This is a genomic window from Mesorhizobium sp. L103C105A0 (assembly GCF_000502215.1).
GTDB lineage: Bacteria > Pseudomonadota > Alphaproteobacteria > Rhizobiales > Rhizobiaceae > Mesorhizobium.
The window spans coordinates 25,514-41,497 of record NZ_AYXF01000019.1; the positions used below are offsets into that span (position 1 = coordinate 25,514).

The window sequence follows — 15,984 nt, forward strand, 5'->3', positions numbered from 1 at the left end:
TGGATGTTGTGTAACTAATTGGAACATCTGGCGCGCTGCGCCGAGCGATGATGACAACTACATCTCCGCCATTGCCCTCTAATGCCCTCCTTTGGTTATCCTTCGTCGTGAGGGCGAGCCAAGGTCTCTGTCACTGGCCTGCTCGATCGCCACTTGGTCGCGCCATCATTCATGCAAGCCCCAGTTTCGATCGGGGTCGTTGCGTCGATTGTCGGCCTCCGGCGGGACCGTCTCGGAGTGCCGGGGCTGACCATCCGATCCTGTCCAGTCAAACCGAACGCGCCAACCAGTGCTCTTGCCGCTATTGCTCTTGTAGCCGATGACTTGCTTATGCACCGTGATGCCCGCTATCACCATCGAACCTGATCCGGTGCCAATATTGGCAATAAACACGCTGTCGATCAGAGGGTGATCCATGAGATCGCGTTCCAGAATGAGCGATGGGTTTTTAACCGCTTGCTCCCTCCTCCTTCTCTCCGCGAGCTGCTCCCTAAGTTTGTCTCCTTCGGCAAGATAAGCTTCTGCTTCCGGCGCATCCGTTGGCGTGCAGCCTCTCTTCATCGGAAGGCGTCCGTCCTTGTAGGCTGACAGGATCGCCGCGGCCGCATCAGGACCAACCTCAAGAACGAGATCGAGCCAATTCCTTTCGCGCATGTAGATGTCGGCGCGCTCAGCTTTCGACAGAACACCTCCTTCAAGGACGAGCTTTCTCGTCTTAATGGGCATGATGTCAGGCAGGCCAGCAAGGAAATCCGTAAGAGAGCGCATAGCCGATTCCTATAGAGTCATTCGTAGGCCGCTAGAGCAGCCGATGTCTTATTGCTGTCGATCGAACAAGATTGCGTCAGCCTTCGCCCCCCAGCGTCAGGCTCGTCCAATCCGGAAAACTGCCGCGTTGAAGGATGGCTTGCACGACACGGACGACAAGTTGATCGGCGAGATCGAGATCGACCTTGGACTTCGGCGGAAGCACACCCGAGTGGACCGCGTCCGACCGGGCCTTATATAGATGCTTCATCTCATCGAAGATCTTGGTGCGCTCGGCGGCACTCTCGCCCAGGAGCCATGCGGCGCGACTGCCAATCTTATAGGTGATTTCGGTCGACGTTCCGAGATCGTGCATCAGCACGATTTCCGCCGCCATGCCCAAATCGAGAGCGCGGTCGACAGGATGGATCGCCAACCGCGAGCGCCCGAGGCGGTCGATTGCACGGGTAAGACTATCTCCCTCGGCGAATGCCGCGAACTGCCCAAAGACGGTCTTGATCATCGCCATGTCCGCTGGGAACGCCACGAGCGGGTGAGCCGCAAACGTACAGCCTGACATAGTGCCACCGGCCGACAGCAATGCGCGGCGATCCGACAGAATTACCGACATCGGCAACTCGACCCCGCCGTTGGAGCCAAGCAAACAGGCGAGCCGGAGACGGCGGCGGATTGCATCACGCGCCGATGAGGCGGGCTGTGTTATGCTGGTCCCGGCTGGCCCATTTGCTTCAGCCGGGTGTTGCTCGAAGGCTGGCGTTACCTTGTAGGACTGGATGAGGAAGCCGGTTCCGGTGGGCATGCTCGGCCACGAATATCGCCAAGGATAGTCGAATCCGCTGAAGATGTCGGCCCCTGGCGGCACAAGGCGAACACCATCACCCAGTTCACAAGGCTCGTTGATTTCGATGCCAAGCACCGGAGAAACGTCCTCGTAGACTGCGGTATTCCGCGCCACTTCGTCCGTGAAGAGTGCAACGATATCTTCCGGCGCTATTTTCTCGACGAGCCGGTCAATCGCCCATTCACCGAAGCGGCCCCCGACGACAGAGCCGCCGCCGTCACCACTGAACGCCCAACACGTCGCGAAATCGGAGAACGGCTCCGCGCGCAAGAGATATTGATCGACGCGGTGCTTTGCCTCGCCGCGCCAGAGTGAATAGTCGCTGCCGCTGTCGATATCGGCGAGTTCTCCAGCAATCTCGCGCAGGAAGACTACCGCGTCGGGGGCAGTGTCCACTCCGCTCATTCCTCGTCCCACCGGCCGAGGTTCACGTCGACGAAGCCGGCCGGGTAGCCCCGAGCCACGACGCCGAAATTGGATTCGCCTTCGCTATGAACGACGAGGACATGCTCAGGACCGAGTGGCTGATGTGTGTAGAGGTCGAACACATGTTTGTCGGGCCGGCAGCCGAGCATCCGGCCATAAGTGGCAACGACTGCTTCAGCCGCCGAATAGCCATGACGGGAATGGACGAGCGGCATGGCGACCTCCAGGACACGCGGCCGACCGATCTGCTTCAGCATCTCCTGAAGCGCCGCATCTCGCTGCCAAAAATAGGCTGACTCGCCGCCCCAAATCTCGAGGAGCAATTCAACGCCGCCGTCTTCGACGTCGACGGGATGCGAGACCATCCAGAATTTGTTGGAGCGGGAGTCGAGCTGATCGCTTTGGTACGGGCTGTCAGCGAACAAGCGATCGGCGACCTCTTGGCTGAATGCGCCAGCAGCGACTTGCGCCGCGAAGCGTGATTGAATGGTGTCGAGGCTAGATGGATAAATGCCGCCTTGCCGGAGAATGCCGACTTCTGCGTCGGTCAGGCGAGTATAGTGCCAGGCGCGGATCGTGCGGACTTCCATCAGCCGCATGATATGCTCCTTCACCCACATGAACTCGCCCGCGTAAGGATTTTCGGGATTCGGCATGGTGTGATCGGAGGCCTCACGCTCCAGCCATTGGCGGCGCGAGGTGAGCATGTAATTGCGGATGACATCGGCGTGGGCGTCGAGGTCGCCGCGCAACTCGCTGTCGAAGGTTTCGACGTCCCAGACATCAATGATGGCAACACTCTCGATCAAACCGCTTCCCTATCCTGAACACCCGCGTACGCGCGGAAGTAGTCTTTCATCGGGGGACTGGCGTATCATGCCTCATCCCCGTTTCTTGCCACGATCCTCGCGCATGGCGGGCCAGCCAACTCCCGAGCGCCTTCGATGACCGTTTCCAGCGAAACTGCGTCGAGTTTGAGCGATGCGGCGTAAACACGCCGCGCCGAGCGATGATGACAACTGTATCTCCTCCATAGCCCTCTGGCCCCATCCTTTAGCCAGAATGCCGGTTGGAGGCCCTCTTCTATGTTGCAGGCGTAACGCCGGCCGTCACGGCGACATAAAGCTTAGCCCGAGCTGCCACCGTATCGCTGAAATGCTGTCCAGCGACAATGATCCCTCTGGCGGTTATTTCGTGCTGCCGACTGCTGGAGCGGCCTAACGAGGGTTTTGATCTTAGCCTCAAATGGATATTCCGTCCTTGCTCGATGCCTGACCAGTCTCGGCTGCTTCTCCAGACTCCGCGTCCGAACCGGCATGGGGCTTCGCTGCAACAAACAGCACTCATCCCGCACCCTCGCAACCAGAAGCGCATCGAAATCAAACCAAGGCGCAACATTTTCCGTTGACGCGCAACAAATTGCCGTCTACACATGCATCATAGGTCATCAATCTCGCATCAGATCGTAGGTTTAGCGCATGGAGCACTTTTCAATCATTCAGGCGCTCTGCCGAACGGCGATGGGCGCACCAACGCCGGCGCTGCGCAAGCAGATCGAGCGGCTAAGGGATGCTCTCGTCAAAGATGGTGAGGAAAAGCAAGCAGCGTCGCTCGCGGGGATTCTTGCCACGGCGGATCGCCTAACAGAGGCGGCCCCGAGCCGAATCGAGCGCTCGCGAGCGAACCTTTCCGGCGAGACACTCGGTCGCAACACGCCGGTTCCTGTCGATCGTGAAACGGCTGCCGCCTTGGCGGAGATCATCTTTCCGTCGGAAGTCGAGGAGGCGGCCCCGCTTTTCAATTCGACTGTGACGCAGGCAGTTGAGACGATCGTCGATGAATGGGCCGACTTCGAGGCGCTCGCGACCGTCGATATCGTGCCGTCAAAGACATGTTTGATCTACGGAGCGCCTGGCACAGGGAAAACTCGACTGGCCCTCTGGATTGCTCGCAAGCTGGACTTGCCCGTTGTTCTCGTAAAACTGGATGGCCTTGTTTCGTCATTTCTCGGAACGACGGCGCGCAATATTGGAAATCTCTTCGCATTCGCCAATCGCTATCGCTGCGTGCTTCTACTTGATGAATTCGACGCGATTGCAAAAGTCCGCGACGACCCCCAAGAGGTCGGCGAGATCAAGCGTGTTGTTAATGCCCTTCTCCAAAATCTGGATGTTAGACAAAACATAGGATTGACGATCGGCATTACCAATCACTCGAAGCTGCTTGATCCGGCGGTCTGGCGCCGTTTTGAGGTCCAGCTTGAAATCCCTAAGCCCGATTTTGAGGTGCGGAAGGCGATCGCCGCCATGTTTATGCCGCCTGTATCGGCTCCCGACATCCATCTACGTCTTATTGCGTGGTTCACTGAAGGTTCAACCGGAGCGGAGATCGAGGCGCTGGTGCGGACATACAAAAAGGCCACCACGGTTCGCGAGCACGATCGCCGAGGATTACTGGATACGCTCCGTCAATTTGCGACTCTCAACGCGGCTCGCATTCAGAGTGAGCGTCGAACGCTGTTGTTTGACGATCCCGCCACTTTGTTCCGGGCCATGCGTGACGACCCCATTCTCGCATTTTCAATGGCCGACATCGGCGAAATCGCAGGGCGGGATAAATCGACCGTAAGCCGTCAACTCGGGCGACAAGCCAGTAAAGCCGATGGGGGTGTAAATCATGGCTAGCCCGATCCAGATCGTCCTCAATCCGGACAATTATGAGGAAGCCCGAGAGGCAGGCGGCGGAGGCGGACGCAAGGACTTCTTTGCTCACCGCGATCGGGAATTTGGCGCCCATAAGGCAGCTCTGATCGAGCAAATCGACGCCATTTCCGGGATTCTTTCGGCGCAAGCGCAGGGACCAATCGGCTACGTCAAGGTCATCCTTAAACGAGATGCCTGGGCAAAGAGCCATCGGCCGGTTGGGGCGCTTTTCCGCAGCGACCGGGCGCCTCTAGTCGGGGGTGGAGATCTCGGTGTGATGCTTGTCGAAGGCCGCCCGTCGGCATTGGCGCAGGTGAAAGCTGAAATTGCCAAAGCCGAAACGCAGACCAGGATGCGCTATGACGAGAAAAAGGGGAAAGAGGTACCCAACCCCTCAGCGCAAAAGAGCGAGGCCGGAGCGATCGACCGGATCGAACTCTATGGCGCGTCCGACAAGCGCAGCTTTTCGGTCGAAAAAGCTGTTGCATGGCTGGCCAATCCGATGACGGGAAGCGGGTATCAGGTCGAATTATTCGACGTATTGCCACCGCGTGCCGAATGGGATCGGCTCGACCCCGCGCAGAGACGCCTGGTCGAGTCCTTCGTTGCTGGCTTCAACGCCCTTGAACAAAGTCTATCAGTGGAGCGTCTGCCTAACTGGCGACAGCGGCTCCCGATGCTTTCCGTGCGTCTGGACCGAGCCGGAGACGGCGCCGTCCTACGGCTGACGAGCGTATCATCAAAGGAGCGCCGTGAGCTTGCGCCGTTCGACCCGAATGTTCAGCATCACAGCCGTTTGCTGGCCTTCTTAGACTCGCATCCCTTAGTCCGGCGGATCGAGTTGCCCGGCATCGTGGTGCGTTCTGCTCGCCCGGCAACGCCGAGCCGTGCTCGACCAGATCACGCGATTATGCCAGTTCGCGATAGCCGCAGGACCCATCCGCGGCTGGGTATCATCGATGGCGGCATAAGCTCGGCTTTGTCCGATTGGGTCATCGATCGATGGGACGTGCTTGCTGACGAAGACATGGATCTTTCCCATGGCACGTTCATTGGCGGCCTTGCCGTCGCTGGAGCCGGTATGAATGGTGCGGGGACTTGCCCCGAACCCGACGGAGCGGAGCTGGTTGACGTAGCTGTATTCCCAAATGAGCAGAAGGCCGGTGCCTTCGCATCTTACTATTCGGGCGGCCTCCCTCAGTTTTTCGATGAAATGGATGCGGCCGTCGCAGATGCGCGCGCACGGCATGGCGTGCGTGTCTTCAATATGAGTCTGAACATCCTTCAGCCTGCCGCACCCGATCGCTACAGCCCCCATGCGGTCCGGCTTGATCAGATTGCCGAAGAAAACAATGCCGTCGTGTTCATTTCCGCCGGTAACATTCAGCCGCAAGACCTTCGACCGGAGTGGCCGGCCGATGCGGCAACAGCCCTTTCTAATCTCGCGCTTGCCCGAAACGACGGGCTCCTGACGCCCGCAGAGAGCGCAAGAAATGTTGCAGTCGCGGCATTGAATCCATCAGGACACAGCGGCTGTTTGCCGTTCGCTCCAGCCCGTTTCAGCCGTCGGGGGCCTGGGCTTCGGTCCGGCGGGAAACCCGACCTCGCTCACATCGGAGGCGCGGGAACGCAGCACGCGACGCTGGGGCATGGCCTTTTCTCCATCCTTCCGGATGGAACGGTAATCGACGGTTGCGGCACCAGCTACGCCTCGCCTTTGGTCGCCAAGACGGCGGCGGTCCTCGACCACGCCATCGAGGGCGAGGTCTCTCGTGAAACCCTCATCGGGTTGCTGGTCCACCACGCCGAGATTCCAGAGCCCTTGCGCCCGAAAATGTTGGCACCGGTAGCACGGCACCTTGTCGGCTTTGGGATGCCGCCATCTGCTGAACGTATTCTGGAGACGGGCGATCATTCAATCACCCTCGTCTTCGCCTCACGTATCCAGCATGGCCAGCAGATCAATTTCCGGTTCCCGTGGCCGGCATCCCTGGTCGGGCCTGGCGGCAAATGTCGAGGGCGGGCAAAGCTCACGCTCGTATCCACGCCGCCGCTGGATGCCCGGTTTGGTTCCGAGTTCGTCCGGGTCAACGTGAATGCCGTCCTGCAACAGGAGCAGGATGAAGGCAAATGGAAGGGCCGCCTTGATCCGCTGTACCTCCCGTCTTCGCGAGAATCGCCAGCGGTCGAGGCGGAACTAATCGAACATGACCTGAAATGGAGTCCAGTAAAGGTCCACGCCAAGACCTTCCCGCAGGGAGTCGGGCCTTCCTCGAACTGGCGACTTTTTGTTGAGTATCTCACCCGCGCTGGTGAGGTGATGCCCGAGGGTGGCGTACCCTTCACGGCGATTCTGACGATCAGCGATCCAGAGGCGGAAAAGCCGGTCTTTAATGACATGCGTCAAAGCCTTCAGGCGATTGGTACGCAAATCGCTGACATTCGAACGGCAGCGCGTATTACGCCGCGTGTCTAGCGGCCCGTATAGGAGAAGTTACTTGGCTCGGTCGAAAGAGAAGCGAATTGGTTATCTGCGAGGAAAAATGCCCGATGGAACGGAGGCTGTGGTCAGTGTTTCCAAGATTGGTCGCGATTACAGGATTGGATGTGGTTTCAAAGATCATCTCTGCCATCCCTCCGTCCGAGATATTGAAGGCGTAAGGCGTGAGGCATTGCTCGCCTTCGACGTACGCGATGCAATTTATCAGTCAATTTGAATGGGCCACAAAGCGCATCAATAAGATTCGCGAGCTGGCGGAATGATGAAGGAGATGAAAAGGCATGGCTAGATGTACTGCACCAGTAAGGGGGCATCGCTCATCGGCCGCCGCGGCCGACTGCCCTGCATGCGGGAGTCGCTATAGCCGTTTCGGTGGTTACGGCGGGTATGGCGGCGACTACGGCAGCCGCGGATCATACTCGTCCCCTTCATACTCCTCCTCTGGTAGCGGCGGTCGGAGTAGCGGCGGGTCGGGGCGCCGCACCGCAAAGCCGCGCTGGTCGGGAGTAGGTTCGGCTGTGTTGTACACGCCTGAACAAGTGCAGGCGCTCACGCCGGTTCGAGAAAACGTAGAGAACCTAGCGGCCTCACAGCCTGATCTTCGAGATGTGTTTCTCTGTCACGCATGGGATGACAGGCAGGGCTCCGCCAAAGAACTGCATGATCTGCTCGAAGCGCGCGGTGTCCGCGTGTGGTTCAGTGAGAAGGACCTTGGCCTCGGGGTGCCGATGATGCGGGCGATCGACAAGGGCTTGGTGAATTCGCGCGTCGGTATCGTGTTGGTGACCCCGGCTATGTTGCGGCGCCTCCCGGCAGAAGGCATCGCAGACAAAGAGCTTTCAGCGCTCCTCAGACGTGAGCGGCTCGTCCCGGTTGTTCACGGAACGACCTATGAAGAGCTTGAGCAGGTCAGCCTCCTGCTAGCCTCCCGAGCCGGGTTGAGCACTGCCGAGGAGTCAATGGCGGAAGTCGCGGCCAAAATCGCCGAATTGGTCGCTATTTAGTCACGCCGGAGTCAAACTGGGGTGGCTGACTAAATCCCTCCTATCCGCAGCATCGTGTCTTTTCAATCGCTGTAAATGCCAAGTTTCATCCATCCTCACTCATCAGAGAGCAGAAGCACGCACACGTCGTCGTTAGGTGACATGATCGTCGTCCGGGTTTTTGCGCGTGTCACGCTCACGCGGAAATTCTGGCGGGCTTGCGTCATCGCCCCCGCGCGGACATTGCCGCCCACGATACGATCCGGGTTGCCGACGATCTCGCCCTTGTAGCGCTTCGGCCATCCTTCGAAGATGATGACCTCATCGAACTGCTTCCCCTTCGCCTTGTGCATGTTCATCACGACGACACCCGACTCCGGCTTGTGAGCGGTCGCGAAATGCTCCTGCACGAACGCTTGGCGGGTGACAGCCAGCGCGTTCTTGTATCCGCCGGTATCGCGCCAGTCCTGCGACAGGCTTTGCCGGAGCTGCGTTCCGCGTTCGAGAAGCCGGACGTTGCGCGCCTCCTTCGCAACCTCGGCGAGCCGGGTGCAGGCCCCATCCTCAAGCACCGATCGAATGGCGGTCCAGTCGCCGTCGGGCTGTCCAGTCAGCGCAACAGCCGCTGCAGCCTCGTGGACCGCGAACGTGGCTTGCAAGACGCTGTTCGCCGGAACGGCCTTTCCCTTCGCGAGGCAGTCATTCCACTTGCCTAGCGCGGAGCGGAACCGCGCCGCTTCCGTCAGATCGCCCTTCGTCGGCGCCTGGCCCCCTCGGCCGCTGAAATAGCTGCAAAGCACATCGACGAATTCGTCAAAGCAGCCGGCGTGACTTCGCTGCTGGAGAAGGAAGGCAATCACCTCCGCCGCCAGGATCGGGCCTTCCATGTCGACGGCGGCCGTGTGCGCGATCGGAGGCACGTTGCCGAAGGGCTCGCGCAGATTGTCGGAGGCCAGCCGGGTCATACGCTTCCTCGGCACCAGAATCGCAAGCGACCAATCCCGGCCGCCCGTCGCGACTAGCCGCTTACGCACCGGCCACGATGACGGGGCTGATGATCTATTTCGCAGGGGCCGTTCTGGCGGCCTACGGCGGGGCCACACACTCGGGCGGAAAGTCGATCGCCCACAAGCGGAATGACCTTTCAACCAAGCTCGACCGCGAGATCGCGAAGCTGCACACGACTCATCTTCGCTGAGGGCACGCTGCGCCAGCAGACAGCCGTCGCCGAATTTCTGAAACTCGCGACATTGCGAAGCCTGGTTGGCCTAGTAGTCGCCTCCAACGGGACATCCTTACTCACTGGCCGTCGGGACAATGGAGCAATTCATCCGATTCTGTTCTCCGGTAGGGGACATGAGTCACAACGATTAGCGGCGCGAAAAGAGAGACATGAGACGACGACAGCATTCAGCACTGATGACCGAAAGACGAAGCAGAGTGCCGACGTCGTCGCTAGGGTCGCGTATTCCCCTCACGTCACTCATCCAGACGCTCGCCGTCGCCGAGTATCTGAACTTCCGCCATGCGGCGAACGCGCTCGGCGTCAGCCAGTCCAGCGTCAGCGCGCGCATCAAAGCGCTGGAGGAAGATCTCGGCATCCTCCTGTTCGAGCGCAACACACGCGGCGTCCGGCTCACCGAGGCCGGACGACTCTTTGTCCAACGGCTATCAGCCGGTGTCGAGCACCTCGAATATGCCGTAAAGTCGGCCGGCATGGCGGCCCTGGGGGAATGCGGCAGGCTACGCATGGGCGTCCACGTTCTGATCCCGCATAGCTTCCTCGCCAAGCTGATCGGCCGATATCGAACCACCTATCCGGGTGTCGAGCTTGAAGTCGCCGAAAGCACGGCGCGAGAAGCGCTCATGCAACTGCGTGCCGATCAACTCGACATCGCATTCGTGGTCGGAACGCCAGACACGCCTGATTGCCGTTCGCGACGAATGTGGACCGAGCCGCTTGTTGTAGCACTGCCGGACAGCCACCTGATCGCTGAACAGGAGCACGTCACTTGGGCCGATCTTGCCGGGGGAGACCTTCCTCGTCCGCCCTAACGGCCCCGGACCACAAGTTCATGACCATATCCTCCTGCGGCTGTCGGGCCGGTGGCCGGCACCGTCTATTCTGCGTGTCGCTGTCGAACGTGCGTCGTTGCTGTCGATCGTGGGGCAAGGTTTCGGCGTCACGTTGCTCGGGGCCGCATCGAGCCTGTCACCTGTCGCGGGTGTCCGCTTTCTGCCGATCGCCGACGAGCCCGAACCTGTAGTGTTCTCAGCCGTGTGGTCGCCCTTCAACCGAAGCACCGCCCTCCGAAACCTACTCGACCTCGCAGAGGCGATGAGGCGATAGCGCGCGACCCCGGGCAGAACCGGGCCAACCCGTCCTATTCGCCGCCGATACTATCCGGCGACACGCCAGCCTCATCTTCGTAATTGCACTTCCCGAAATCCCCCATTCTCTGATCGGCTCCGACATTTTTGCCGATTGGAGCCTGTATGCGTGGAGGCCGAATCCTCTGGGGTCAGATCACCGTCGTTCTGACCATCGTTCTCGTGATGACCTGGGCGGCCACGCAATGGACTGCATGGCGCCTGACCGAACAATCCTTGGTCACAGCCACGCCCTGTACGGTGCGGCCCTCGTCCAGCAGCAACCGCAAGGCCCCCAGTCGCCGCCCTCCGGCGACGACTTGGAACTTGGCTCCCTTCGGCGCCTTGCGGGTCACAAGGTTATGGATGAGGCCATGGGCCTCGATGGTGGCGGCCAGTTCGGCCCTACCTGCGAGCGGGATAGTGATTTCAGCGGTATTCATCGACTTGCTCGTTGTTGATTTCAGGGATTGACCTGAATTGTTCAGGTCCCCTGAACCCCTGCCTCGCGGCGAGTAGCGGGGAGCGAGGGGGGCAAGTCCCGGGGGCGGAGGGGTCTCCCCGGTCTGCACCTAGCGAAGCGGAGGAAGATGGGGGAACCCGCCCGCGGCGGCTTGCTGGGGAGAGAGGGCCGCGCGCCTCTCTAGGAGAAAGACCGTGGCCCTGAGACCGGCTCAACAGGGCGGCCGTAGGAGCATCAGCAACGCGCCGCCGTCAGGCGGGATGCGGAACGGACGGCCCCCGGCGAAGGGCGCCGTTCTCTTTGAGCTGCGACCCTGGTGAGCGCCTTCGTGCCTAAAGCTGTGCCGTCGGGCTAAGCTTCAGCTTAAGATCGTTCTGAAAAGCCGAACATGGTTCGTCGAGGTAACCCTTGAGGGAAGAATCCTTGTCGGGTTCCCTGTTTTTCGACAAAATCGCCCTGCAGAATTTATATTGCGATTTGGCGGCATCGCACTGCTGGGTGTCCGCCTTATAGCAAGCGTGGACCAAAACGGCTCCCACGTAATCATGCTCGACGTTGTTGGAAGAAAGGTGGGTCTGAATGTCTTGGAGAATGGCAACTCCATGGGACATCCCATCTGCTCCGGAGTAGGTCATTACGAGTTGACCGGGTCGTTCAAAGCCGCTTACCGAGCCGCTCCCTGCAACGTTCTCGTAGGTGCCAGACAAATCCGGGGCCGACGTGAATGTCACCTTGAAGGGGTGCCCCAGGCCGACGGGGGTGACATCCGCAAAGTCGGGACCGTAGTACACCGAGAGATACCACTCGCCCTCTGTAAGAGCGTTGGGGGCTTGCCCGAGCCCAAGGCGCTGCATGCTCTTGTCGATGACAGTCCGAACGACGTTGAACGTGCCCTGCTGGATGCCTTCGCCGAAGCCGGTCCAGATGAAGGCGCCAACGGCCAACACAGCCACACCCAGCAGGCCGAACCTCGCACCTGTTGACTCCGTTTCACGCCCTGGCTCGATTTCCGGCTGGTCCTGCATCCGCCCCTCGCAACGCTCGTCGGGAACAACTTGGGACCCGATTATGGGCCCAAGGGATCGGTCAGCAGGCTTCCAGATGAACTTTCTTCTTCATGTGCATTCCTCCTCGACTCAAGGGCACTTGCCGTGCGGAGCCGAACACACGCAGTATGGAGATGATAACCCGATTGCGGCTTTCAAGTGTCCTCGCATCCCCCGAGGGCGCCACCTGATCTCTCGGGCAACCTTGTTCGGCGCCGCAGTTATTGAGGCGGTCGGCTTGGAAGCAGTTCCTTATGGCCCTCATGCATAAACCAGAGCACCCGTTTGAGATGACTGCGAAGGGCCTTACGGGCGCGGATTGGCTCTTTGACCGGATCGATACCCAGTACATCCAGCGCCATCTCCTCTTCGCTGGCACTGTCGGCGCAAGCGTCCATGAGCTTCAAATAGAGCTCGAAATGCTTGTCATCATATGCGGTTAGGCTTTCCGACCAGGGGACTTCCGTTGCAATGGTTGGATCAGGCGTTGGGCGCGATCTGCTTTTCATCCATGTCTCGCTTTGGCGATGAACCAGCCCCCCGTTCCGATTCAGAATATCTCCATCCAGCGCACTTTCAACAGTTCTCGGCCTTCTTTCGGACAGTGCCCAATCGTTGCATATGGTCGTGGGTTCCAAATTGGCACGCGGCTGCTCGCGACCAATACATCCTCAACTTGGCGAGGCCATGTAACGCCCGGCTGAACCAGAATGGCGCGGCTAACGCATCGCCGATTGGATCGAACCTCTTATTTTAGCTTCGCGATAATCTTGTCTGGATGCTTGCAAGCGTCCATCATGCCGCCGTACATACGCTTAAGGATGTTGCCCGCGCCGTGGTTTGGGCGACCGGTCGCAGTTGGAGGCTGGCGCGATGTTTCGGCGCCAAGCTCACCATGCACGGACATCTTGCCGCCTACACACGCTTTTTCGACCGCGCACCGGGCGATTGCAGCATGGTCGTCGAGGCGCGTCCCGAAGGCTGGTGGTACAGCGCCGACTTGCGCGTGCCTCACCGATCCGGATCTGGGCAGCGAACTGCGCAAAGCCGGACATTGGTACCGCGCTTTAGCCGCAACGCAGTCCATCGCGCCGCTCGTGCCGCCCAACGCAATCGAGACCGCCAGCATGATCAAGGCGGCGGGAACCGCAACGATCGATCCCGCCGCCGGTGACCGCTGGGTCGCGGCGGGCGACTGCCTGTTCTGTGCCGATCCACTGTCATCACGCGGGATCGTGCATGCACTCCGCTCAGGGATCCTGGCGGCCTAGGGCATCGGACATGCTGGACGGGCGTGGCGATTCGCCTGCGCCCGCTATGCAAAATCGCCACACGCGGCTTTGCCGATTAGCTCCCGGCGCTGGCTGCCCACTATGCAGCCGCCGCGCGATGGGACACGCCTTTCTCGCAGCGGCGGCGCAGCCATGTCTTCCACGCGTCTAGCATCGAAGGAGGGAGGTCAGAGGTGGTCTCTGGACGGGGTGCTCGGCATTTATGAACCAACCGAGCGCCAGCGAGTGGTCGTCGGCGGGCTCGATGGCGGCATCAGGTGAGGGAACTCGGCCTCCATGATCATCTCCGATTTAATTCAAATTTGTCTGTATATATTGACGATTGCACTACCTTCACCTCGTAGACGGCAATGCGGGCGGGTAGAGAGGGTTCTATGATATGACAAGCGATTTTTCCGCCGCCCGAGTGCATTTAGATCGAGCGTATGACTACCTTTGTGGGGATGACCCGATGAGTCAAAGGGGCCGCGAAGCCTTGGACCTGCTAATTGAGGCGGTTGCCGTCGAAGAGTTCAAGCAGCCACGCCAAAGCGCTGAGGTGCTAAGGTTTCCGATCGGGCGCCGCTGCTGAGGTAATCTCCACGGCCGCCATGTAGCCTCGCGGGTGAGGCGCTCACGGCAGGGACTCGCCGCCCCGTGAGGGCCGGGAACGAACGCATTGGCAAACGGAAAGCCCACTTGCCAGACCAGCGCCCGGCCGGCGTGGCAAGTAGGCCGGCGGTTCCAAGCGGAGACATTGATGCCGGACTATGTCGTGCTTTGCATCGCATTAAGCTGCACGCCATCCCTAAAAACATCAAATGCGGCAGCGACAGCGCGAATCCCAAAGCGATGCTCCCGCCGTACGCGGACAAAGCCGTTTTCGAAGTCCACTATCCCGTCCTTGGCCAGCATGGCCAAACGCTCATCTGAATCGCGAAGACGGATCGGATCAGATCCGTGGGCGACACAGATTGCCGGCACGTCAGCCTCGAAATCGCACATTAATCGCTCGATAATTGCGGCTCGCACGCGGTCGTCGTCTGTGAGGCGATGGCCCTTCGATGTCGCCAGTCGGCCAGCTGCGATGTGCCGGATGTAGGAATCCCGTGTAACTTCGTTTTGAACGTATCCCTGGCCGATGCGGCCGATAGCCGACGCGCCGAAACCGATCAGGGTTCTGCAGGTATCGGCCGAGTAGCCCAACGAGTTACGTCGCAGGCGACCTGTTTCCTGTGCCAGCGCGAGCTCGTCGTCCGGCAAGGCGAAATGGTCGAGCCCGATCTGTCGGTAGCCGGCGGCAATCAGCGTCACGGCGACAGCCGCATACTGTTCAGCGCGGGCAGCGCTGTCGGGAAGAAATTCCGCCTCAATGAGGCGCTGATTCTTTACTTGGGATGGGATGTGCGAGTAGCCGAACAAGGCAAGCCGGTCGGGGCGCATGGCGACCGCCGCCCTCACTGTTTCGACGCACGACTCCACCGTTTGACGCGGCAGGCCGTAGATGAGGTCGAAGTTGATCCGGTTTACTCCATGCCGGCGCAGCATTTCCACGGCAGCCGACGTCTGGGCCTCGCTCTGGATTCGGTTGATCGCTTTTTGAACAATGGGATCGAAGCTCTGTACGCCCAGGCTCGCGCGGTTCACGCCGGCCGCTCCCAAGCCTTCCGCCATCTCGGGCGTGAGCGTGCGTGGATCGATCTCGATGGCGACCGTAGCTGATTTCGAGATGGCGAAGCGGCATCGCAGGAACTCCATCAGAGCGAGGAACTCGGCTGGTCCGATGAGAGACGGCGTTCCGCCGCCGAAATGTATGTCGCTCACGGGCAACGTCTTCGGCACTCGCTCCGAAACCAGACGGATCTCGTCACGCAGCGCCGCCAGATAGTTGAGGATGGGCGCATCACGGCGGGTGATGGTGGTTGGGAAGCCGCAATACCAGCAGGCTGATCGGCAGAACGGAACGTGCAGATAGAGTGACACCGGATCATCAGCCGGCAGGTTCCTGAGCCATTCCTCATAAGCCTCGGCGCCGACCGCCCCAGAGAACTCCGACACAGCCGGATAGATAGTGTACCAAGGCAGCCGGGCCTCTCGAAATTTCGTGGTCTGCAACGGTCACCGTCCCATGCTGATAACATCCAACCTTACCGCTGCGCTCGCCTGCGTCTTTGCGCTATGTCAGTCCGTTCCGCTTTGGGCTGGAAATTTTTTAGCAATGGGCGCCGTTCAGTCTTGGCTGGACAGCGATGGTCTGAGCGCACTCGGTCAGCGACTGACGATGGTGTTCCCGCCGAAACCCTCACGCGCACCGTTTTGTTCCACCGTCCCTTCCCTTCATCTGCGCGTGGGAGACTCTTCTGAGCGCAGATGAAGCATCCGATGAGACAATATACGGTGTTGGGTCCAGACTTTGCACGCCAGCTACCGCCGCCCATAATGATCTCTGCCGTCTCGATGAGCTCGTTGTGTGAATTGCTGGCAGAAGCATTAGCTGTGCCGCGCCGCTTTCAGCACGAAAACCTGCTCGACGCGACCGTCAGGTCCGCCGCAATGCCAAGGCTGGCGCCTACCGACTCAGTGGTGCAAGGCTGCTGCGCGTGGTTATCGACCA

Annotated in this window: 15 protein-coding genes and 1 pseudogene; 8 read left to right on the top strand and 8 right to left on the bottom strand. The window is 60.0% G+C overall.

Annotated elements, in window-relative coordinates:
- Positions 1-165 precede the first annotated feature (165 nt).
- From X727_RS136970 to X727_RS136960, 3 genes are all read right to left on the bottom strand, one after another.
- Entirely contained in the window at positions 166-768 is a 603-nt protein-coding gene (locus X727_RS136970) for a hypothetical protein (protein WP_023835299.1), read from the bottom strand.
- Positions 769-844: 76 nt separating this feature from the next.
- The gene (locus X727_RS136965) at positions 845-2,014 is read right to left on the bottom strand and encodes a HEPN domain-containing protein (protein WP_023835300.1); all 1,170 of its coding nucleotides are present in this window, start codon (positions 2,012-2,014) and stop codon (positions 845-847) included.
- On the bottom strand, positions 2,011-2,787 hold the full coding sequence (locus X727_RS136960) for a hypothetical protein (protein WP_155923627.1): 777 nt from the start codon (positions 2,785-2,787) through the stop codon (positions 2,011-2,013). Before X727_RS136960 ends, X727_RS136965 begins: the two co-directional genes overlap by 4 nt.
- Positions 2,788-3,513: 726 nt before the next feature.
- Here X727_RS136960 and X727_RS136955 point away from each other — a divergent pair.
- From X727_RS136955 to X727_RS136945, 4 genes are all read left to right on the top strand, one after another.
- The gene (locus X727_RS136955) at positions 3,514-4,719 is read left to right on the top strand and encodes an ATP-binding protein (protein WP_023835302.1); all 1,206 of its coding nucleotides are present in this window, start codon (positions 3,514-3,516) and stop codon (positions 4,717-4,719) included.
- Positions 4,712-7,213: a S8 family peptidase gene (locus tag X727_RS136950; protein ID WP_023835303.1), complete on the top strand. Its 2,502-nt coding sequence runs from the start codon at positions 4,712-4,714 to the stop codon at positions 7,211-7,213. Before X727_RS136955 ends, X727_RS136950 begins: the two co-directional genes overlap by 8 nt.
- A 22-nt stretch (positions 7,214-7,235) precedes the next feature.
- Complete coding sequence (locus tag X727_RS1000000168200) at positions 7,236-7,454, top strand: hypothetical protein (RefSeq protein WP_155923628.1); 219 nt, start codon at positions 7,236-7,238, stop codon at positions 7,452-7,454.
- A 64-nt stretch (positions 7,455-7,518) separates the two neighbouring features.
- Complete coding sequence (locus tag X727_RS136945) at positions 7,519-8,241, top strand: toll/interleukin-1 receptor domain-containing protein (protein WP_023747641.1); 723 nt, start codon at positions 7,519-7,521, stop codon at positions 8,239-8,241.
- 95 nt (positions 8,242-8,336) lie between these two features.
- Here X727_RS136945 and X727_RS136940 read toward each other — a convergent pair whose 3' ends face one another.
- Positions 8,337-9,185 (bottom strand): hypothetical protein, encoded by an 849-nt coding sequence (locus tag X727_RS136940; protein WP_245274227.1) that lies wholly within the window; start codon positions 9,183-9,185, stop codon positions 8,337-8,339.
- 89 nt (positions 9,186-9,274) lie between these two features.
- Between X727_RS136940 and X727_RS1000000168205 the strand changes: the two genes are divergently transcribed.
- Both X727_RS1000000168205 and X727_RS01000000165200 read left to right on the top strand, forming a co-directional pair.
- A complete protein-coding gene (locus X727_RS1000000168205) occupies positions 9,275-9,418 on the top strand; it encodes a hypothetical protein (protein ID WP_155922533.1) in 144 nt (47 codons plus the stop codon).
- A 221-nt stretch (positions 9,419-9,639) separates the two neighbouring features.
- Complete coding sequence (locus tag X727_RS01000000165200; protein WP_348524536.1) at positions 9,640-10,275, top strand: LysR family transcriptional regulator; 636 nt, start codon at positions 9,640-9,642, stop codon at positions 10,273-10,275.
- 602 nt (positions 10,276-10,877) lie between these two features.
- Here X727_RS01000000165200 and X727_RS1000000169265 read toward each other — a convergent pair.
- The 3 genes and pseudogenes from X727_RS1000000169265 to X727_RS1000000167240 form a co-directional block, all read right to left on the bottom strand.
- Positions 10,878-11,033, bottom strand: a pseudogene (locus X727_RS1000000169265) (ParB N-terminal domain-containing protein); the annotation flags it as partial.
- Between the two features lie 352 nt (positions 11,034-11,385).
- Complete coding sequence (locus X727_RS136930; protein WP_023835305.1) at positions 11,386-12,078, bottom strand: hypothetical protein; 693 nt, start codon at positions 12,076-12,078, stop codon at positions 11,386-11,388.
- A 242-nt stretch (positions 12,079-12,320) separates the two neighbouring features.
- A complete protein-coding gene (locus tag X727_RS1000000167240) occupies positions 12,321-12,608 on the bottom strand; it encodes a hypothetical protein (protein WP_081726247.1) in 288 nt (95 codons plus the stop codon).
- 618 nt (positions 12,609-13,226) lie between these two features.
- Between X727_RS1000000167240 and X727_RS1000000168210 the strand changes: the two genes are divergently transcribed.
- Together X727_RS1000000168210 and X727_RS1000000169270 are read left to right on the top strand one after the other, a co-directional pair.
- A complete protein-coding gene (locus tag X727_RS1000000168210; RefSeq protein ID WP_023827448.1) occupies positions 13,227-13,370 on the top strand; it encodes a hypothetical protein in 144 nt (47 codons plus the stop codon).
- 400 nt (positions 13,371-13,770) lie between these two features.
- Positions 13,771-13,962, top strand: coding sequence for a hypothetical protein (locus X727_RS1000000169270; protein ID WP_023727257.1), 192 nt, complete (start codon positions 13,771-13,773; stop codon positions 13,960-13,962).
- Between the two features lie 176 nt (positions 13,963-14,138).
- Here X727_RS1000000169270 and hemN read toward each other — a convergent pair whose 3' ends face one another.
- Complete coding sequence (gene hemN, locus X727_RS136910) at positions 14,139-15,485, bottom strand: oxygen-independent coproporphyrinogen III oxidase (protein WP_023835307.1); 1,347 nt, start codon at positions 15,483-15,485, stop codon at positions 14,139-14,141.
- Positions 15,486-15,984 lie beyond the last annotated feature (499 nt).

What these genes read in the sequence shown, in the direction of transcription:
- X727_RS1000000169270 (WP_023727257.1), top strand. Translation starts at nt 13,771, where the DNA reads ATGACAAGCGATTTTTCCGCCGCCCGAGTGCATTTAGATCGAGCGTAT.
- X727_RS1000000168205 (WP_155922533.1), top strand. Translation starts at nt 9,275, where the DNA reads ATGATCTATTTCGCAGGGGCCGTTCTGGCGGCCTACGGCGGGGCCACA.
- X727_RS01000000165200 (WP_348524536.1), top strand. Translation starts at nt 9,640, where the DNA reads ATGACCGAAAGACGAAGCAGAGTGCCGACGTCGTCGCTAGGGTCGCGT.
- X727_RS136955 (WP_023835302.1), top strand. Translation starts at nt 3,514, where the DNA reads ATGGAGCACTTTTCAATCATTCAGGCGCTCTGCCGAACGGCGATGGGC.
- X727_RS136940 (WP_245274227.1), bottom strand. Translation starts at nt 9,185, where the DNA reads ATGACCCGGCTGGCCTCCGACAATCTGCGCGAGCCCTTCGGCAACGTG.
- X727_RS1000000167240 (WP_081726247.1), bottom strand. Translation starts at nt 12,608, where the DNA reads ATGAAAAGCAGATCGCGCCCAACGCCTGATCCAACCATTGCAACGGAA.
- X727_RS136965 (WP_023835300.1), bottom strand. Translation starts at nt 2,014, where the DNA reads ATGAGCGGAGTGGACACTGCCCCCGACGCGGTAGTCTTCCTGCGCGAG.
- X727_RS136945 (WP_023747641.1), top strand. Translation starts at nt 7,519, where the DNA reads ATGGCTAGATGTACTGCACCAGTAAGGGGGCATCGCTCATCGGCCGCC.
- X727_RS1000000168210 (WP_023827448.1), top strand. Translation starts at nt 13,227, where the DNA reads ATGATCAAGGCGGCGGGAACCGCAACGATCGATCCCGCCGCCGGTGAC.
- X727_RS136950 (WP_023835303.1), top strand. Translation starts at nt 4,712, where the DNA reads ATGGCTAGCCCGATCCAGATCGTCCTCAATCCGGACAATTATGAGGAA.
- X727_RS136930 (WP_023835305.1), bottom strand. Translation starts at nt 12,078, where the DNA reads ATGCAGGACCAGCCGGAAATCGAGCCAGGGCGTGAAACGGAGTCAACA.
- X727_RS136970 (WP_023835299.1), bottom strand. Translation starts at nt 768, where the DNA reads ATGCGCTCTCTTACGGATTTCCTTGCTGGCCTGCCTGACATCATGCCC.